Raw genomic sequence first — 20645 nt, 5'->3', positions numbered from 1 at the left:
ACTTAATACTTAAACCGGCATCTCTTGCTTCACCTTTTGAATGTATTGATCGATTTCTTTCGCCGCAATTTTTCCTGCTCCCATCGCTAGGATCACAGTGGCTGCACCTGTAACAATATCCCCTCCGGCAAAAACACCTGGGATCGATGTTGCTGTTGTTTCCGGATCAGCATCTACATACCCCCATTTGTTCGTTGCAAGCTCTGGGAATGTATCCAATAGAACCTTGTTTGCACCTTGGCCGATAGCTTCGATGGCTGTGTCTGCCTCGATCACAAACTCACTGCCCGGAATCACTACTGGTCTTCGCCGACCAGATTCATCGGGCTCACCCAACTCCATTTTGACACATTTGACTGCCTTTAATGTCCCTTTGCCGTCATTTACATACTCAATAGGGTTGGTCAGCCAATGATAATTGATTCCTTCTTCTACTGAATGATGGTATTCTTCTATGCGGGCCGGCAGCTCTTCTAAGGAACGACGATAAATAACATAAACATTCTCTGCACCTAATCGTTTGGCTGAACGCGCCGCATCCATCGCTACGTTCCCACCGCCGATAACTACAACGTTTTTAGATTTCTGAACAGGCGTATCATATTGGGGAAATTCATATCCATGCATCAAATTGATCCGCGTTAAATATTCACTGGATGAGTACACACCATTCAAGGAAGTTCCTGAAATCCCCATGAAGTTCGGCGCGCCGGCACCAACAGATAAATAACAAGCATCAAACTCTTCGATTATCTCTGCCATCGTTATGGTTTTACCAATCACGACATTTGTTTCTATTTTTACTCCTTGTGCTACGATTCGTTCAATTTCCTTACTCACGATTCGTTTTGGCAAACGAAACTCAGGAATGCCATAGGTCAATACACCACCAGGAGAGTGGAGGGCTTCGTAGATGATGACCTCATACCCTAGCTTCGCCAGATCACCAGCAGTTGTCAGCCCCGATGGCCCGGAGCCAATCACAGCCACACGTCCTTTTTCACCAATTCCTTCTTTATACTCAATCGGCTGTTCCAATGCCCAGTCAGCGACCAAACGTTCTAACTTGCCTATCGCTACTGGTTCAAATTTTTTCGAGCGACCCAAGCGACAAACCAGTTCACATTGCTTTTCCTGAGGACAAACTCGGCCACAAATTGCAGGCAGATTTGTATACTTGCTTAACACCTCATGAGCCTTCGGTAAATCACCATCTTCAATCGCTTTGATGAAGCCCGGAATGTCGATCATGACCGGACAATTCTCAATACAAGGAGCGTTCTTACATTGCAAGCATCTGCTTGCCTCTAACTGTCCTTCTTCTAACGTATAACCAAAAGCAACCTCTTCAAAATTATGGCAGCGAACAGAAGCTTCCTGCTCCTTCATTGGTGTTTGGGTATAACTTCTTTTTACTTTAGCCATGCTGTTTCACCTGCTCTTCATATAATTCATTTGACTGGTGTTCTTCCGGTCGATATTGCTGCATCCGATTAATGAACTCATCCCAATCGACTTCTTCACCTAAAAACTCAGGACCATCGACACAAGCAAATTTGATCGAATCCGCAATTGTCACGCGGCAGCCTCCGCACATCCCTGTCCCATCAATCATGATTGGATTCAACGAAACATAGATAGGCACCTCATGTTTCTGAGCAGTCATGGTCGCAAATTTCATCATGATACTCGGACCAATCGCCCAAGCACAGTTGATTTTCTCTCGCTGAAAGACTTCCTCCATTGCCTGAGTTACCAGTCCTTTTTTGCCAACCGATCCATCATCAGTCATTAGAATCAATTCGTCGGAATACACGGCACATTCATCACGTAATATGAGTAATTCTGAAGTTTTTGCTCCTAAAACCGTGATTACACGATTTCCAGCTTGCTTCAAGCCTTTGACGATCGGGAACAATGCTGCAATTCCCACACCACCGCCGACTAAAAGGACTGTACCGAAATTCTCGATTTCAGTTGGCTTTCCTAATGGACCAACTAAATCTGTCAGTTCATCACCAGCCATAACTGTCGCCAGCTGAGCCGTTGATTTCCCGATTACTTGGAAAATCAGCCTGATCCAGCCTTTTTCAGCATCTGCATCTACGATCGTTAGCGGAATACGTTCGCCTTTTTCATCAATACGCAGAATAACAAATTGTCCCGGCTGTGCTTTTTGTGCAATTCGAGGCGCATCAACAAGAATGTCAAATTCTGTAGGTGCTAATTCTTTGCGTTCTATTATTTTAAACAAAATTACTCACACGTCCTTTTACGCTTCTGTTGCTGCTACCAAGGCTTTAACAAACGCCTTCAATAGCTCTTCGTCATCATCATCAGCGGCATTTTCGATTTTCACTAAGTCAGCGCCTTTAACAGCACCCGTCTTTCCGAACGCTTCATCAAAATCAATGGCAGCGTGACAGAAATAATCTGGATAAAGTTCACTATCGCCACTACCGACAACTCCGTAGACTTTTCCTGATAAATCCTGTTCAGGCAATTCTTCATAAAAATCTTCCAAATCAAATGGTCGTTCTCCATCACCATCTGTATAAGTTGCTAAAACACAGATATCCGCATCTTCGTAAGTATCTTCGTCAGCATCGTCTGCTTCAATGCGTTCCACGTCTATATCCAGCTCTTCAAAAGCTGCCTCTAAAATTTCTGAAATTCCTTCTGTGTTCCCCGTTGCACTTGCATACACAATTTTTGCTACTGTCATAGATAATCTTCCTTTCATTTTTTAAGTAATTTATTTTTACAGAGAGAGTGTACTAAAGTTTTCCTTTGCTTTTGAAGACGTCTATTTCCAAGCTTCAACGCGTTCAACTAACTTAAACTACAGTCTCTCACTAAAACCTTTTTTATCGTTCCTCATTAAAATCAAAATAAATAAGAACACAATCGCATTCAATTTCGTTCATTTACTAGCTCTTTTTTGATACATTTTTGCCGATTCGCTGATCCGGCTTCGCTTTTCTGCCTAGCAACCACAATTTCTGCTTAAATCACAAGAACAAATCTGTTACAATGACCTTGTAAAGATTTTATTGTGGTCAAGCCCATTAAAAATAATTACTGAATGAGCAAAATCCACAATTACTAGCTCCATACTGAAACGAAGGGAAGTGAATAGACGTAATTGTGAATTTAATCACAACTAGAATATATCTGAAAAATTCAGAGATATCCTAGATTAACGTCGCTGATTATGAACAGAAAAGCTTTATGGATTACCCAAACTGCTGTGCTTCTTGCCCTTTTGATTACTGTACAGGCTGTTACTTCCAGCTTTGGCAGTACCTTGCTAACCGGCTCACTCGTCAATTTCATCTTAATTGTAAGCGTTACCGTCATTGGATTACCTAGCGGATTAACCATTGCCCTACTTTCGCCATTTTTTGCCTTTATGGTTGGTATTGGACCAAAGTTCTGGCAAATTATCCTTTGTGTTGCTATCGGAAACGCTGTACTGGTCATTCTCTGGCACTTACTTAAGCGAATATCGAAAAATCAGCTCGTCGCATTTACAACAGCAACTGTCATTGCAGCTATAGCCAAATTTCTTGTTCTTTATGGCCTAGTCGTTAAACTGGTTGTTCCAATCGTTTTAGGAATTCCTGAACCTAATGCTACCGTAGTTTCTGCTGCCTTTTCATTTCCACAGCTCTTTACAGCTTTGATTGGCGGCGCTTTAGCAATCGTAATCATTCCATTATTGACTCGGGCATTGCCGCAGGAAAACTAGTCTGATCTACTCGACATGAGAGAAGCCTCTTCTTCGAAGAGCCTCTCATGTCTTTTTTCTGTACATTTTTCTACCTACGAATGCTGAACGACCGACCGATCTCTATATGAAGTATGAAGTAAGTGGTGCGCTTTTTCACTGCCCGGATGCTCTAAAAATTCCTTATAAAGATGCTGAACAATTGGACTGTCATTCGATTTCCGCAGCTTCCTCGCAGCATCCTCTTCGTAGAGTGCTGCCGCCCGTTTCGCTTTCAAATCAATAAAGTTTCGTACAGAGGCGGGTTGAACAGGTTGACCGCCACCGTTGATACAGCCACCAGGACAACCCATGATTTCCACAAAGTGATAAAAAGCTTCCCCAGCTTGGATTTTCTTAATCAATCGTTTTGCATTGCCGATTCCCGAAGCCACCGCAACTTTCACCTCTACGCCATTCACTTCATATGTCGCCTCTTTGATTCCAGCCATCCCACGAACATCATCAAAATCAAGCGCCTGTAGTTCTTCTCCTGAAAGAGTTTCTACAGCTGTTCGCAATGCTGCTTCCATCACACCACCAGTTGCACCAAATATATAGCCGGCACCGGTTGCCTCACCTAACGGATTGTCAAAGGCTTCATCTTCTAATTCTGGGAAGCGAATACCTGCTTTGTCGATCATTCGTGCTAACTCACGAGTAGTCAGTGCAACATCCACATCAGAATACCCTGCTGCCGCTTCATCCTCCCGTGTCACTTCAAATTTCTTCGCTGTACAAGGCATGATTCCAACAACAAAAATATCCTTTGGGTCGATACCCATTTTTTCTGCGTACCACGTTTTTACCAGTGCCCCAAACATTTGTTGCGGCGATTTACAGCTAGACAGGTTCGGAATCAATTCTGGATGGTAGGATTCGCAGTACTTGACCCACCCCGGAGAGCAAGAAGTAAATAAAGGGAACGGTCCATCATTTGCTACCCGATCCAAGAACTCATTCGCTTCCTCCATGATTGTGAAATCTGCCGCCACATTCGTATCAAAGACCTTATCAAACCCTATACGTCGCAGTGCAGCGACCATCTTGCCCTCGACATTGGTACCAATTGGCATATTGAAGGATTCGCCTAGTGTCACACGAATCGATGGTGCGGTTTGAACGACTACATATTTAGATGGATCTTCCAGTGCTTCCCACACTTCTTTGGTCTGATCCTTTTCTGCAATTGCACCTGTTGGACAAACGACGATACATTGCCCACAGGAAATACAAGAGACCTCGCCCAAATTCTTTTCAAAGGCACAGCCGATATGGGTTTTAAACCCACGCTCATTCGAGCCGATCACACCGATTGCCTGCACCTTGGAACAAGCTGCGACACAGCGCTTGCATAAAATACATTTGTTATTATTTCGATACATATGCACAGCACTATCATCGAAATCATATTCATAATTTTCCCCATTATAATAATCTTCATCATCGACATTGAAGTCTTTACACAGCTTCTGCAGCTCACAATTCCCATTGCGGATACAGGACAGGCATTTTCGTTCATGTGTCGAAAGAATCAGCTCCAAGTTAATTTTTCTAGATTGGAAGACCTTTTCTGAGTTGGTAACAATCTTCATGCCTTCACGAATAGGATAGACACAAGAGGTAGCTAAGCTTTTTGCCCCTTCCACCTCAACCACACACATCCGGCAAGCACCAATTTCGTTGATTTCTTTTAGGAAGCACAGTGTTGGAATATCAATATTGTTATAGCGTGCCGCTTCTAAGATCGTGGACCCTTCAGGAGCACTGCATGTCTTACCGTTGATCGTAATCGTAATTTCTTTCACAGGTTCCACCTCCTTAACCCACATTGATCGCTTTGAAACGACAAGTATCTATACATAGTCCACATTTTATACAAACTGCTTGATCAATTTCATGTACTTTTTTGACCTCGCCGTGAATCGCAGAAACAGGGCAAGTTTTTGCACACGCCGTACAGCCAGTACAGTTTTCCGGATCGATCGTATACTGAATCAGATTCTTACATACACCAGCCGGACAACGGTGTTCCAAGACATGCGCCAAATACTCTTCTTTGAAATAATGGTACGTAGACAACACTGGATTCGGTGCTGTTTGCCCTAAGCCGCACAACGAATTTTCGCTGATATGCTTACATAACGCTTCCATTTTATCTAAATCTTCTAAGGTTGCTTTTCCCATTGTAATTTTTTCTAAAATTTCCAGTAGACGCTTCGTACCGATACGGCATGGTACACATTTCCCACAGCTCTCTTCCACCGTAAACTCTAAGAAGAATTTTGCAATATCCACCATACAATTTTGTTCATCCATAACGATCAAACCGCCGGAACCCATCATTGAACCAATCGAAATCAAGTTATCATAATCGATTGCCACATCGTAATGCTCAGTAGGGATGCATCCCCCAGAAGGTCCGCCTGTCTGAGCTGCTTTAAACTTCTTACCATCCGGAATCCCACCGCCGATATCTTCGACGATTTCTCTTAGCGTAGTACCCATAGGAATTTCAACCAGACCTGTATTTTGAATCTTACCACCTAAAGCAAATACTTTTGTTCCTTTAGATTTTTCTGTCCCCATAGAGGCAAACCACTCTGATCCCTTAACAATGATTTGCGGGATATTGGCATAGGTTTCTACATTATTGACAATTGTAGGTTTGCCAAAAAGTCCTTTAACTGCTGGGAATGGCGGACGTGGCCGCGGTTCCCCACGCTTGCCTTCAATGCTCTCAAGCAAGGCTGTTTCCTCTCCACAAACAAACGCTCCTGAACCTAATCGCAGGTCCAAATCAAAGCTAAAGGATGTTCCTAAAATATTCTTTCCTAAAAACCCTGCTTCTCGTGCCTGTTCAATCGCAATACGCAACCGCTTAACAGCCGTCGGATATTCCGCACGCACATAAACATAGCCCTGATCGGCCCCAATCGTATAGCCGGCAATCGTCATCGCTTCAATGATTGCATGCGGGTCACCTTCAAGAACCGAGCGATCCATAAATGCCCCCGGGTCGCCTTCGTCGGCATTACAAATCACATATTTCTGATCCGAAGGACTTTCTTTCGCAAAGCTCCACTTCATAAAAGTTGGAAAGCCAGCACCACCACGACCACGCAGACCAGATGTTTTCAAAGTCGTCAACACATCATCTGGCGTATAGACATTCAGGACCTTCGCTAACGCTTGATACCCATCAAAAGCGATATACTCTTCAATCTTTTCCGGATCGATACGACCACAATTACGTAAAGCTACTCGTTCTTGTTTTTGATAGAACGGTGTATCTAGTAGTTTATTGATAATTTCTTTTGTTTCATGATCGTGGTATAACAGCTTTTCAACCACTTCGCCTTTCATGATATGCTGAGCTACAATTTTCTTCGCATGTTTTGGCTCGACTTGACGATAAAAGGTTCCTTCGGGATAAATGATCACTATTGGTCCCTGTGCACATAACCCAAAGCAGCCAGTAGAAACAATGTTTACCTTCTCGCGAATACCATTTTTCTCAAGTTCTCCCTCTAACGCCTGAATGAACTCCATACTCTTTGAAGACAAACAGCCTGTCCCTGCACAAACCATGATTTCTTTTTCGTACTGAGACTCGCCCCCCTCATCAAGACGAATATTGATTTTGTCTCGATAGACTTCTCGAAGCTCGTTTAATTGACTCCAATTTTCCATAGACTCTCTCTCCTGTTTTAATACCTACGCAACAGACTAAGCTTTCTTCAAGTAGGAGACGAGAACCTTATCCCCTTTTTTCTGAGTGAGACGGCCATAAACTTCTTCATTAACAGTCAAAACAGGTGCAAGCCCACAAGCACCAATACAACGACAGGATTCCAATGTAAATTTTCGGTCAGGGGTAGTTTCCCCAGCCTTGATTTTTAATTCAGTCTCATATGAATCTAAAATATTGCCTGCACCTTTTACATAACAGGCTGTGCCTAAGCAGATGCTGATTGTATATTCCCCCTTAGGTACGAAGGTAAATTGGGAATAAAATGTCGCTGTGCTGTACAGCTGTTCCAAGGGAATATCCAGTCGCTCTGAAATACGTTCCAATACCTCAATCGGTAAATAGCCATAAATCCTTTGAGCTTCCTGTAACGCCGGCATTTGCGCCCCTTCCTGACCGATGATAAAACTCAGACTGGTTTCAAATTCCTGATACTGACTTTCTGTTTCAATAAATTCAAAAACTTCTTTTACACTTACACTCACTATTATCCAGCTCCTTTCTCTGATTCCATTCAATCAGTTGATTCTATTTAAATGAATTAGATAGCGCTTCCAGTTTCAGACAGCCTAATTATATCAAAAACAAAAGTCAAATTGTGAAAAAATATACAATTAATTCACTAAAAGCACTGAGAACTTTTCTCAATAAGCCTTTTCAATGAAATTCTTTGTGAAAATCAGCAAAAATAGAAAATAAGTCTACTTGTTTTGATTTTAGAAATCCATAATGCAATACAAAAAAGAGCAATAAATAGAGGGAAAATCTACTAGTCTCTTTCTCAACTCAAATTCAAAAAACGATCAATGACTCACTTTTCAGTTTGTCATTGATCGTCTATTTTGTAATCTGGTATTCAAATAATATACCATAGATTATTTATTGAAAATCTTCGGTCCCTTACGCATGTTAGTACGATCATTCTTAGGTGTTTCCATCTTTTCAGAACGACCACCGCCTTGTTTCTTTTTGATCAGCTCTAACATTTTTTCTTTATCTTTTTTATTCATTCGTTACACCACCTTTATCACTAACGCAATTGTTTCCATGTATTTTTTTCGACTTGTGAACATAAATCATCACGCTTTTTAGTATTTTTTCGAGTTAAGTTTGTTCCATTTTAACTTCTGTTTTATGAATTAAGACTAGTTTATATGGGCAATTTCCATTTTCTTCAGTACCGCAGAAATTACTTGTTCACGATATTTTTCTGAATCTTTTCAGTCTCTTTTACATTATACTCATTTTTAAGCCATTCTTCTAGTAATTTTTTTCTTGATCCATCATTCTGTTTTTACCGACAACTGTCATGCTCATTTTCAGATCTTTCTTTCTCCATCCGTAACCTAGTTAAGCCGTTTATTGGCTAATGGATCGATGCTTCATGTAAAGAATATAGCTCCTAAAAAGAAACCAACTCCTACTATCAAGAAAACATAAGCAACAATCATAAATGGTCGTTCATGCTTTCTATTCGCAAAACAAAATTCCTTTGGATTTTTATCATTGTACAAAATATCAATTTTTTCTCCTAAAGCCATTGGCTTTGGCAAGCCATTACTATAAGTCGTTTCAATTTTTTGCCTATTTACTTTATATGAAAAGACAGGAGAAAAAGAATATGCTTTTGAAGCACCAAAATGTTTTTTATTTCTGTTTTTACTATCATTAATTGTCAATCTTTTTTTATTCCCTACTACAGTTGCAATTGCCAAGGAGTTACAGCGTTCACGCTTCCTTTTGCTATGAATTAAAAACCCTGCAGACAATCCTGAAAATCCAGTGCCCATCGCCATTAAGAATAATATGACTGCACCCTTTACAGGTATCAACTCATTCATAAGTTGCTTCAGTTCATCCTTGTTCTTGGCGGTTGCGACGCCGTACCACAAAAATTGATTGCGATAAGCTATGATGACACACTCACTATCTGACAAAAATTCATATTTTTGACCCCGCCCTATCCTTTGGACAAAAGAGCGTTCTTCACCATATTCTTGTCTCAATTCAATAATAGTCATTTCAACTAGAGCAGAAGCTTCTTTATGATTGTCCAGCTCAAGATATTCTATGTGGATATCATCTTTACTTGCTGATAGAGCTTGCTTTATTGATTCTTGATTTTCATATTCGGCAGTCACATCACTATTAGTAAAACCAGCTATCTGTCGCAATTCATCAATTGTGATAGAAGGCTCATCTAAATGGACGACCACTACCAGAAAAAAAGATAGTATCCCTAAAATAATTATAACTAATAATAGCTGCTTTTTTCTTTCCATCTTTCCCTCCATCCATTTTTATTTGCCCAATCTTTGATAGTTACTCGCTCTTCTTTTTATGAAGAGCTACTGTCGCAATTGCAATGACAATTAGCACGCTATTTGCAACCAACGTCCCAATCCAGGTCATTGTGATATTAGTAAAAACTGGAGATAGGGCATTGAACAAGGTATGAAATAACACACTCATAAATACCACACTTTTTCCAGAAATTGCATAAAATGCACCATGTATAAAACGGAAAGAAAATAGTTGAATGACAAACATAATAAAATTAATTTTTCCATCCCCATGGTTTGTGCCAGCAATAAAAAATAGGGGAATGTGCCAAAACGTCCAAATAAAACCTGAAAAAATGGAAGAGCGAATAAATCCATATTTTTCATATAAAAACGGTTGAAGAATATACATCCACCCTGCTTCCTCCAATCCACCAATAAATAAAGCTCCTGGAAGATAGAATAAGAAATAGTACAACGGAAGGATCGTTTTAGGATTGCCATTGACAAACAGATGGATGCCAAAATAGATGGCCAAAACGAAGATACCATACAGATAGGGAAGGCCATTGTTTCTAAAATAAAATACTGTTTTAACCCACTCCCACAAGCCACTAATCTTATTGTTCTTCTTCAAAACGATGTAGCAAGCAATCGCGGGAGATAGAATATACATGGAAAAGGGAACATTCATCAAGAATTCCTGGACAGTCTGAATCCAGTTACTGACTGAATAACCGTAATGTCCAAGCACGATTAAAGCGCCCGCTATACCATAAGCGATTAAAAAAGTTAGCCCAGTGAACTGCTTAACAACTTTTTTATCTAGTCGGTCTAAACGATCTATAGGAAACACCTCCACGATTGCGTCGTCTTCTATCTATTTCTCTCACTCTTCATCATACCATTTTTTCACACTAGTCATTTTCCCTTTTTTATTCATCTATTGTATTTCCGATTTAAAAATAGAAATGATCGATTTATCTGCCAACTATATCGGTCATATAATCTCGCATTGATCACTGCAAAATAAACAGCTGCTGTAACTTTTTATTCTTGAACAGTTTTACCATGTATTCTTCTAAACTATTAGAAAATCATCTACACGGTTATTTTAGCTAAAAACACCAGTGAAAATGACTCTTAACCATTTTCACTGGTGTTCTACTATTGACGTTTGCCGCAGTCTCTTTAGAGAACAAACAGCTCTACTTACTCTAGTGTTCAAATTTCGTTTGTTTGGTTCTCGCAATCCATATCTGTACTTACGAGAGCATCGATACTGTCTCGTACCTTTTTACATCATATGTTTTCATCTTTACTGATAAACACAATATGTGTAAATCAAAGAATTTTAGCTCTTAACGTTTTTGTAACAACGCAACTGCTTCTACGTGAGCTGTTTGCGGGAAAAGATCCACTGGCTGGATTTTCTTCACTTCATACTGCTCACCAAACAATTTCAAATCTCTTGCCAACGTTGCCGGATTACAAGAAATGTAAACGATACGTTCCGGTGCCATTTCCATAGCTGTTTCGATGAATGACGGAGTCAAGCCTTTTCTCGGCGGATCAACAACCAGAACAGTTGGATCGATACCTGAATCTTTCCATTGTTTCATCAGATTTTCAGCCGAACCAGCTTTGAAGGTCACATTGTCGATTTCATTATGAAACGCATTGATTGTTGCATCTTCGATTGCGTCCTTAACGATTTCAACACCGTAGACATGCTTCACGCGATCCGCTAAAGACAAACCAATTGTACCGATACCACAATACGCATCGATCACAATATCGTCCTTTGTCAGCCCGGCAAAATCCATCGCAGTTTGATACAGATACTCTGTCTGTTCTGTATTTACTTGGTAGAAGGATGGCGCAGAAATTCGGTACGTTTTTCCAAGCAACTGATCTTCAATATAATTTTGACCATACAACACTTTGGATTCTTTGCCTAAAATAACATTAGTCTTATCCGGATTGATGTTATGAATGATCGAAACAACCTCCGGCAATTCCTTCAAAATAACTTCAACGATTTGCTCATGCTTGAAAAGCTTCTCTGTTCTAGTCACAAGAACAACCATCATTTGATGAGAGTAATGACCTCTGCGGATAATAATTTGACGTAGATTTCCTGTATGCTCAGCCTCATCATACGGCTTCACACTAAAGCGTCTCATAATGTCGCGAATCGTCACGATCGCCTGATCGATCACTGGATCTTGAATATAGAAATCCGTGATTGGTACCAAATCATGACTATTTTTACGATAAAATCCTGTTTCAAGCTCACGATTTACCTTACGAACCGGTATCTGTGCTTTATTTCGATAGCCGACAGGATTGGCCATTCCAACACTTGGTAAAACAGGCACATCAGGCATTTTGCTGATCTTGTTCAGAACATTTTCTACCTGCTTTTGCTTGAACAAAAGCTGCGCTTCATAGGTCATGTGCTGTAACGGCGCGATGCCTGTTCTAAGCAAGCTCTCGTCCGTCAGCTCCACACGATCCGGGCTATCATTCAATCGCTCGATAACCTTTCCATAACCAAACTTATTCCCTACTTTCAGAACAAGCGCCCGCACCTTTTCTCCTGGCAGACTATTTTCTATAAATAGAGGATAACCATCTACTTTGCCTACCCCTAAACCTTCATGTGTCAAATCAATAATCTCAACTTCAATTGTTTCATTTTTCTTTACAGGATATGTTTTCATAATTCGTCCCTTCTTTTCTCACTTGTTCCATTCTAATGAAAAAAAGGTGTAAAAGCAACCAACTCTCATGCTTTTTCCATACTTTCGTTCATCCTTCCTACTCTACAAAATAGCTATTATTTCGAAATACAAGTCAGACACAACCAACAATCGCTCTACTTACTTTAGTTACATAAATTAGTTTAGTTTCTAATTGTTCATTTATTCACATTAAAACTTTACTATTTACTCTATAGAAGTGCACTTCAATAATTTTTATACGCGTTATATTGTGAAATACCATACAAAGATTGGGGACTTATTAACTTATGAACATTTTAGACATTTTTAAAACGACACTCACAGATATGAGCATTGTCAGCTCTATCACATCTACTGTATTTATTATCATGCTAGGCTTCTTATGTCGAAAAAGGGGCATCTTCAATGAGCAAGTCGGAAAAATTCTTTCAAAAGTTGTTCTGACTGTTGCTTTACCGGCGTTAGCTTTCAAAGCATTTATGCAAGATATCAATCCAGATTTACTGAAACAGGGAATCAATGTGTTGATTTGGGGCTTAGTGATTTACATCTTACTTATCTTTATCTCTAAACCATTTTTCCTTAGCTATAAAGGGGACAAACAAGATACCTTACGTGTTCTAACTATTTTTGGATCAACAACTTTCTTTGGAACACCAATTGTCAGTGCGATTTACGGTTCTGTCGGTGTCATGTACTCGTCGATTTTTAACATTGGCTACCGTATCTTTCTTTATTCTTACGGCTATATCAAAATGAGCGGCTTGAAAATGGAATTGAAAAATATCAAAACCATGTTTATGAATCCAATCATTATCGCAACATTCGCAGGCTTGTTGATCTGGATTTTCCAAGGCTATCTGCCTCAAGTAACTGTTGCGCTAGCTGAGGGTGGTACTACAAATGTTGCCTTTTTGAGAATCGATCAAACAGCCGTTTGGTTGTTCAAACCGATGGAGTATTTAGCTGGTCTTTCTTCTCCACTCGCTTGGTTGTCTATTGGAGCAACATTAGGAGAAGTAAGTTTCAAAAAAGCAGCAGCAGACAAAACTTCATGGTATTACAGTTTAGTGAAAATTGTTTTTGTTCCAGCAATCAATATCGTTTGTCTTGCCTTGCTTACAGCAACAAACATTCTACCGATCAACTTTGAATCATTGGCAACAATCGTCATCATGATGGCGGCCCCTACGGCAACAGTCGCTGCAGCTTACGCTATCAGCTTTGACAAGGATGCAGTACTAGCATCAAACGCTTCTTTGCTATCCACTGTGGTCGCAGTCGCAATGACACCTATTTGGATCATTGTACTTGAAGTTATTAAAAATATCGGCATGTTTTAACAAAACGAATAAACTCAGGGAGGATATACCATGTTTAAAATAGCCTGTTATGGCGTCAGACCAAACGAAGTAGCTTTTTTCAATCAGCTGAATATCTACAACTATGAACTAACATTGATCGAAGGACTACTAACACATGACAATATCGACACTGCACAAGGACACGATGCAGTATTACTAAGAGGGAACTGCGTAGCTGATAGTCAGAATATTGATAAATTCAAGGAATATGGCATCAAGTATGTATTTACCCGTACGGTTGGTTTTAATCACATTGATTTAGAAGCTGCTGCAAAATATGAGATGAGGGTAACACGCGTACCTTCTTATTCGCCTAACGCAATCGCTGAGCTGTCTTTGACTTTAGCAATGATGTTACTGCGCCATACTGCCTACACAACCATGCGTACCTCTTACAAAAATTTTATTGTGAATGAAGAAATGTTCAGTAAAGAAGTAAGAAATTGTACAGTTGGTATAATTGGCACGGGCAAAATCGGTTTGACCGAGGCAAGTCTCTTCAAAGGCTTAGGTGCACATGTTATTGGTTATGATATCTATCAACCCGATGCAGCAAAAGAAGTTCTAACGTTTAAAGCATTAGATGAACTGCTTGCTGAAAGTGACATCGTCAGCTTGCATGTGCCCTTCATTCCAGGAGAAAACGATCAGATGATCAATGCAGAATTTCTTGCAAAAATGAAGCCTGGTGCCATTCTCATCAATACAGCACGTGGCGAACTACAGGACAATGAAGCAATTTTGAATGCCCTTGAAAGCAATCACTTAGCTGGCTTCGGAACAGATGTCTTTGCAAACGAAAAGGATCTATTCTTCAAAGCCTTCCAGCCTTGGCAAGCACTTCCGGATGGAACAGTTCAACGGTTGATTGATTTGTATCCTAGAGTACTTGTGACTCCTCATATCGGGTCAAACACCGATGAAGCCTTAAGCAATATGATCACAACTAGCTTCGAAAACTTCAATGATATCCTGACAACAGGAACATCCGTTAACGAATTGGAACTGCCAAAAGTAAGTCAGGCAGTTTAAATAAAAAAACAAAATGAACGAAGTGCTGTGAAGCAATACTTCGTTCATTTTTGTTTTTGTAAAAGCTTTAATAAAAAATTAGTGCTCATCTTCAATCATCTGTTCACGATATTCTTCCATTTTTTCTTGGAAGTATGTTTCTGTTTTTCCATAGGTTGTGTAAGTAATGGCATTGGCTCCTGCATCGATTGTTTCTTTAATCTCTGCGACTGTCTTCCCTCCTGATGCAATGATCGGAAACTCTGGAAACTGTTCTCTAATCCAACTTACTAGCTTAACTGTATCCTTTCCGCCCGCTACATTAAAGATATCAACGCCAGCTTCAATCAGCTTTCCTATATCTCGCTTGTCATTTACAACAGTATAAATGATAGGGATATCCACCGACTCATTGACGACTTCAATCGTATGTATGTCTGCCGGTCCATTTAGCACGACACCATAAGCCCCTTGCTCTTCTGCAAAAGTCCCCAACCGAGCAGATCGATTTCCTGAGGTCAGTCCACCGCCGATTCCAGCGAAGATAGGCGCCTGTGAAACCTGTGAGACAGCAGATAAAATCCGAGTATTCGGCGTCCATGGATAAACAGCCAAGATAGCATCCGCATCATTGTTGGCTATCACTGCAACATCCATTGTATAAATAATACTTTTGATCCGCTTCCCATAGATACTGATACCACTTGCTTCACGAATCACTTTAGGCATCTTGATAATACTCTGTCTTAGTTCTGAGGACAGCTCAGGTATATATTTTTGGGCTTTATCCATCGTGTTCCCCCCTTTTCTCATTCATCATACTAAAAAAATCCTGCTTTGTCTTTTTTAACTGTTCGATTTTGCGAGAAATTCTGGTTAGCATAAAAAAAAGACCAACAACCGAGCTGTTGATCTTTTCAAGAAAAATTGTTTAGATTAAGATCTGTAGAACACGAGGAACACAGAGGCGAGCTAATGATTTTACATTGCACTTTGTTTAGATTAAGACTGACTGCCCTGGTGATCAGCGTGGCTACTAAGGACCATTTACATTACACTCTGTTTGGATTAAGACGCGCGTCTTGTGCTGCTGTCGCGTGTTCAATCAGCATTTACATTACACTCTGTTTAGATTAAGACATTCACGCAGTTACCGCCACAGTTGAACGCATCTACATTTACATTACACTCTGTTTAGATTAAGACGTTAAAAGACTTCAATATTGATGTTGTAGTATGGGAATTTACATTACACTCTGTTTAGATTAAAACATAACCACGTTTAGAAAGTTCGATTTCACAAATAATATTTACATTACACTCTGTTTAGATTAAGACATGGCTTCGTGGTACTCTAGGTGTTTACCTATCTCATTTACATTACACTCTGTTTAGATTAAGACGCTCTGCTCAATTAATTGCTCATAGCTCATTTCACTATTTACATTACACTCTGTTTAGATTAAGACGGTCTGCTTCATAAAAGCCAATGTAGAATCTAATGTATTTACATTACACTCTGTTTAGATTAAGACATGGTTACCTATACTGGTACATTATACCTAATGGGATTTACATTACACTCTGTTTAGATTAAGACGTCACAAAGTGAGCTTACAGGGCAAACACTGTACATATTTACATTACACTCTGTTTAGATTAAGACGGGGGTCTAGTAACACCCCCCTACACTCTACAGACATTTACATTACACTCTGTTTAGATTAAGACAATCAGTAGAGATGAAATTGAACAAGCTTGGACTACATTTACATTACACTCTGTTTAGATTAAGACAGGTCAAAGGGGTAAATACTCCTGACTTTGATTCTAATTTACATTACACTCTGTTTAGATTAAGACCTGCTTGATTTTAGCCCTTGTATATCAAGGGTTTCAATAGCCCATTCTGTCGATCTATTATTTTTGAACCCGTTCTTCATTCATTTTACCTGACTAAATAAAATCATGTCAATAACTGTAGTTTCATTTTTCAAGCTACAGGTGGAAGAAAAGCCTCTATACAGGGATTTTTTCCACCTTTAAACTTCAATATGTGCTGTATGACAAAAAATCTGTCGATCTCCCACATTTTTTACATTATCGGAGGTCGACAGATTTTTAGTTAGAGGTATTTCCCCAATTTTCCAGTAAATCCTCTAGCAATTTCATATTTTGTCAACGGACGTCCGATTTCCAAGTAAATCATGGTTTCCTTCAGTGCCTGACAATCAACCAAAAACTGCAAGTATTTTTTTGTGGAAATTCTTGAAAGACTAATTTTCGCTGCTAAATCCTTTGTTGAAAAGGGCTCATTCAACTCCTGAATCCCTTTGCTGACCTTTTTTAACGTCAGCTTTGATAGACCTTTAGGCAGTTCTTTGTCTTCTGAATGACTTTGCCCTTCCGATACCTCGCCATAATTCATGTAACGATCAATCGCATATTGGTTGGTCCGATCCCCATCATCTGTAGCAAACATTAGCTTTTGATACTTTTCAATAGCTAGTTTGAAACGTTCAAACGTGAACGGCTTGATCAAATAATCGATTGCACCATATCGGATAGCTTCCTTGACTGTTTTGACGTCGTCAGCTGCAGTAATTAAAATAACTGCGGCATTACTTTTCTTCATCCTTAACCAATTGAGGAACTCAATCCCTGTTTCCCCCGGAAGAAAAACATCTAATAAAATCAAATCAATCGATTCTTTCTCTAGAATTTTCTTGCCTTCGTCAGCGGAACGAACATTTTTTACAACGACCATCTCCGGTAATTGCTCAACAAACCCTTGATTCAAAACGGCTACCATCGGATCATCTTCAATAATCAGTACTTTAGTCACTTCTTCTTCCTCACTTTATTAGGCAGCTCCAGATAAACAACCGTTCCCCCAGATTTTCTGTTGGAAAATTCAATCACACCATCGTATTCTTCAATGATTCGTTTCACGATAGCTAATCCGAAACCACGATTTTCTCCCTTTGTCGAGAAGCCAACGCTGAAAAGTTGTTTATGTGCTTCCTCCGACAATCCGATCCCATCATCACAGACCTCCAAGATAAAGAGCTGTCCCTCTTCTTCAAATGTCAGATGAATTCGAACTTGACCTTCTCCCTTTTTCAATACCGCTTCCTTTGCATTATCCAATAAATTTCCCAGAATCTGCAATAACGCGTGAACAGATGCATCTACAAGCATTTCCGGAACATACGAATCGTCTGCAATAATCATTTCTACTTGCTGCTCCTTTGCCTCGTTGATTTTCCCCAAAAGGAATCCGGCAATTGCAGGTACTTTAATCAGCTTTGTTATATAGCCGACTTCCACCGTATAATGATGATTTAACTGTTGTACAAATGTGGAGACTTCGTCAAACTTCTCCAGATCAATCAAGCCTGAAATAACATGCAGCTTATTCAAAAATTCATGTGTCTGCGCTCGCAATGAATTGATGTATTGCTCCGTTCCTCCTAGCTCTTCCAATAGCTTCATCATCTCTGATTGATCTCTTAAAGTCGCAACAGCGCCAAAAAATTGTTCTTCGCTGAAAATCGGTGAAACACTGGCAATCACTTCAATACCATTCAAATACATGTATTGATTACGTATCTCTGTTTTTTCCTCTAATGTCGCCTTAAATAGGACTTCATAAAGGTTCTCATCAATCACTTCGCCCAACTGAGAATCCATTTCCAAACTGGAGGTCGCAAACAATTCCTTCGCCCCTCTGTTTAACAAAATGATCTGTTTGGATGGAGAAATCGCAATCAAGCCTTCTTCGACCTCATTCTCAATGATTTCCTTCTCACTTAACTGTGCGGCGATCTCTTCCGGTTCCAATCCAAGTAGAATTGTCTTCATCTTTTGAGCAAGGAAAATTGCGCCGATGATTCCTACAGTCAATCCGAGAAGAAGAGACAAGAGAATTTTTTTCTGTGCATCAGAAACATAGACGCCCATACTTTGAGAAGTTAATCCAACACAGACACCACCAATGATTTTTCCTTCATAAAAAACCGGAACAAAATACCGATAACCATTCCCCAGTACGCCCACCTTTCGTGAAAAGAATTCTTCTCCGGCAAGCACTTTTCGAGCGTCCTCTTCATCTGAAAATTTTTGTCCAATATACGAGGGCGCTGCATGAGATAGGCGAACTCGGTCGGTGTCCATTACCACTACAAAATCCAAATTTGCCGCCTTCATAACATCTGTCGCAAATGCTTGAACAGTCAAATTAGGGTCTCCATTGAGCAGACCTTCCTTAACAATCTCGTTGGCTGAAACGATTTTTGCAACACTTGATATTTTTTCGTTTGTTGTTTCATCATTTCTGCTTAAAATAAAGTTTCTGATTAAAATGGCAGAAACAATTAATGACACCAGTGTGGAACAGCAGACAACAAAAATAATTGTTGTCTGTAAATTGAAGGACTTTTTCTTGAATCCTTCTTTCATTTTTGAAACCATAGCTATCCTTTCCTAGAAAAGACTTCTTCGTAGTCAGAATCTTTTGTTGATCATCTACAATGCTATTCATACAATTATGTAAATAAGAGCCGGACAATATTCAAACTGAAAATCGTCCGGCTCTCTAAAAATGAAACCTGTGCAATCACTAGCATTCGGGCAACGATATCTTCAAGCATTACTTTTCTTTAGGTGTTTCTCCGGCAATTTTACCGTCCCCGTCGATATCTTGGTCTGTTAGCTTCTCTACCTCTTTGACGAAACCCTTCGTGATCTCTTTATAAGACGCTTCATCCTCTTCAATCTCCGGCTGCTCACCAATCACCGCTTCTGAAGGGATATCATCCATATTGGCAAACATTTCGATATGCTGGTGTAAATTTTTGAAAACCATTGGCGCTTCGCCACCATACTCGCCATCAAGATTGATCAGCATCCGATGATTTTCATCCAAAGTTTCTACATGTAAATAATTCGTTTTTGTATAAATCACACGATTATCTTCCACATGCTTCCCGCCATTCATCATCAAAGCAACCAAATGAACGATCTCAAGAACATTCGCCGTCTTAACAATAATCAATGAAAACTTGCCATCATCTAACTTGGCATCTGGTGCAATCTGCTCAAAACCACCGACAGAATTCGTCAGGCCTAGGAAAAACATGGAGGCATTCCCCTCATAAACACCATCATCATAGGTCATTCTCACTTTGATCGGCTTCACTCTTGGAAGCATTTCTGCTCCTTTGACTAGATAGGCCAGATAACCAAAAATACTCTTCAGCTCTGAAGGGACTTCATAGGTAAGCTCCGTTAGATGTCCCCCAGCAGCTATATTGATAAAATAGTTTTCGGCGGCCATCCCAATGTCCATTTTGACTGTTTGATTCTTTTTAATGACCTTAGCTGCTTCCAAAATATTATTTCGCGGAATTTTCAGCGCGCGAGCATAATCATTCGTTGTCCCAGCTGGAATCACGGCCATCAGTGGACGTTCCTCTAATGGTCCAATTCCGTTGACGACTTCGTTGATTGTGCCATCTCCTCCGGCAGCAACAATCAAATCAAAGCCAGCTAATGCTGCTCTTCTTGCTTCATCCTTTGCGGAATCTTGTTCAGGTGTCGTCGCAAAAGCACTCGCCTCATATCCAGATTCCTCTAATACGTTGAGAATATCAGCTAAATTCTTTTTTACCAATTCTTTTCCAGATTTTGGGTTATAAATCACTCTTGCTTTCTTCATAT

General features: G+C 40.0%; 17 protein-coding genes and 1 CRISPR repeat array. Of the genes, 3 read left to right on the top strand and 14 right to left on the bottom strand.

The features are described 5' to 3' along the window. Positions 1–9: 9 nt before the first annotated feature. Genes gltA through A5888_RS19165 form a run of 3 tightly spaced genes read right to left on the bottom strand, consistent with a single transcriptional unit; the run spans position 10 to position 2725 of the window. The gene (gene gltA / locus A5888_RS19175; RefSeq protein ID WP_339101783.1) at positions 10–1425 is read right to left on the bottom strand and encodes an NADPH-dependent glutamate synthase; all 1416 of its coding nucleotides are present in this window, start codon (positions 1423–1425) and stop codon (positions 10–12) included. Further along, on the bottom strand, positions 1418–2254 hold the full coding sequence (locus tag A5888_RS19170) for a sulfide/dihydroorotate dehydrogenase-like FAD/NAD-binding protein (protein WP_086349052.1): 837 nt from the start codon (positions 2252–2254) through the stop codon (positions 1418–1420). The genes gltA and A5888_RS19170 overlap by 8 nt, the downstream gene beginning before the upstream one ends. An 18-nt stretch (positions 2255–2272) precedes the next feature. Beyond that, positions 2273–2725 (bottom strand): flavodoxin, encoded by a 453-nt coding sequence (locus A5888_RS19165; protein WP_086349051.1) that lies wholly within the window; start codon positions 2723–2725, stop codon positions 2273–2275. Between the two features lie 489 nt (positions 2726–3214). Here A5888_RS19165 and A5888_RS19160 point away from each other — a divergent pair, with 489 nt between their 5' ends. Then, a complete protein-coding gene (locus tag A5888_RS19160; protein ID WP_086349050.1) occupies positions 3215–3751 on the top strand; it encodes an ECF transporter S component in 537 nt (178 codons plus the stop codon). A 74-nt stretch (positions 3752–3825) separates the two neighbouring features. Here the strand turns inward: A5888_RS19160 and A5888_RS19155 are convergent, their stop codons facing one another. The 7 genes from A5888_RS19155 to rlmD form a co-directional block, all read right to left on the bottom strand. Further along, entirely contained in the window at positions 3826–5577 is a 1752-nt protein-coding gene (locus tag A5888_RS19155) for an NADH-dependent [FeFe] hydrogenase, group A6 (protein WP_086349049.1), read from the bottom strand. Between the two features lie 13 nt (positions 5578–5590). Then, positions 5591–7360, bottom strand: coding sequence for an NADH-ubiquinone oxidoreductase-F iron-sulfur binding region domain-containing protein (locus A5888_RS19150; protein ID WP_422389757.1), 1770 nt, complete (start codon positions 7358–7360; stop codon positions 5591–5593). A gap of 138 nt (positions 7361–7498) precedes the next feature. Continuing rightward, positions 7499–8005 (bottom strand): complex I 24 kDa subunit family protein, encoded by a 507-nt coding sequence (locus A5888_RS19145; RefSeq protein WP_086349047.1) that lies wholly within the window; start codon positions 8003–8005, stop codon positions 7499–7501. Positions 8006–8395: 390 nt separating this feature from the next. Continuing rightward, positions 8396–8530, bottom strand: a complete 135-nt coding sequence (locus A5888_RS19140; protein ID WP_283160590.1) for a hypothetical protein — start codon at positions 8528–8530, stop codon at positions 8396–8398. A gap of 372 nt (positions 8531–8902) precedes the next feature. Further along, a complete protein-coding gene (locus A5888_RS19135) occupies positions 8903–9802 on the bottom strand; it encodes a DUF3592 domain-containing protein (RefSeq protein ID WP_086349046.1) in 900 nt (299 codons plus the stop codon). A 40-nt stretch (positions 9803–9842) separates the two neighbouring features. Further along, on the bottom strand, positions 9843–10664 hold the full coding sequence (locus tag A5888_RS19130; RefSeq protein WP_249274471.1) for a CPBP family intramembrane glutamic endopeptidase: 822 nt from the start codon (positions 10662–10664) through the stop codon (positions 9843–9845). 499 nt (positions 10665–11163) lie between these two features. Further along, positions 11164–12528, bottom strand: a complete 1365-nt coding sequence (gene rlmD, locus A5888_RS19125; protein WP_086349045.1) for a 23S rRNA (uracil(1939)-C(5))-methyltransferase RlmD — start codon at positions 12526–12528, stop codon at positions 11164–11166. Positions 12529–12836: 308 nt separating this feature from the next. Between rlmD and A5888_RS19120 the strand changes: the two genes are divergently transcribed. Both A5888_RS19120 and A5888_RS19115 read left to right on the top strand, forming a co-directional pair. Then, positions 12837–13892 (top strand): AEC family transporter, encoded by a 1056-nt coding sequence (locus A5888_RS19120; protein WP_086349044.1) that lies wholly within the window; start codon positions 12837–12839, stop codon positions 13890–13892. 30 nt (positions 13893–13922) lie between these two features. Beyond that, the gene (locus A5888_RS19115) at positions 13923–14945 is read left to right on the top strand and encodes a 2-hydroxyacid dehydrogenase (protein WP_086349043.1); all 1023 of its coding nucleotides are present in this window, start codon (positions 13923–13925) and stop codon (positions 14943–14945) included. Positions 14946–15023: 78 nt separating this feature from the next. Here the strand turns inward: A5888_RS19115 and A5888_RS19110 are convergent, their stop codons facing one another. The 4 genes from A5888_RS19110 to A5888_RS19095 all read right to left on the bottom strand — a co-directional run bounded on the left by A5888_RS19110 (position 15024) and on the right by A5888_RS19095 (position 20643). Next, positions 15024–15716: a hydrolase gene (locus A5888_RS19110; RefSeq protein WP_086349042.1), complete on the bottom strand. Its 693-nt coding sequence runs from the start codon at positions 15714–15716 to the stop codon at positions 15024–15026. Positions 15717–15903: 187 nt separating this feature from the next. Beyond that, positions 15904–16787: a CRISPR direct-repeat array (repeat unit 30 nt; unit sequence ATTTACATTACACTCTGTTTAGATTAAGAC). Between the two features lie 262 nt (positions 16788–17049). Continuing rightward, positions 17050–17736 (bottom strand): response regulator, encoded by a 687-nt coding sequence (locus tag A5888_RS19105; protein ID WP_422389756.1) that lies wholly within the window; start codon positions 17734–17736, stop codon positions 17050–17052. A gap of 29 nt (positions 17737–17765) precedes the next feature. Then, on the bottom strand, positions 17766–19397 hold the full coding sequence (locus tag A5888_RS19100; protein WP_086349040.1) for an ATP-binding protein: 1632 nt from the start codon (positions 19395–19397) through the stop codon (positions 17766–17768). 178 nt (positions 19398–19575) lie between these two features. Further along, a complete protein-coding gene (locus tag A5888_RS19095) occupies positions 19576–20643 on the bottom strand; it encodes a diacylglycerol kinase (RefSeq protein WP_086349039.1) in 1068 nt (355 codons plus the stop codon). Positions 20644–20645: the final 2 nt, after the last annotated feature.

The sequence above is a fragment of the Enterococcus sp. 9E7_DIV0242 genome, assembly GCF_002140975.2.
GTDB classification, from domain to species: domain Bacteria; phylum Bacillota; class Bacilli; order Lactobacillales; family Enterococcaceae; genus Enterococcus_L; species Enterococcus_L clewellii.
The sequence above is the reverse complement of the archived record's forward strand: the minus strand, read 5'-3'. Positions and strand labels throughout refer to the sequence as shown.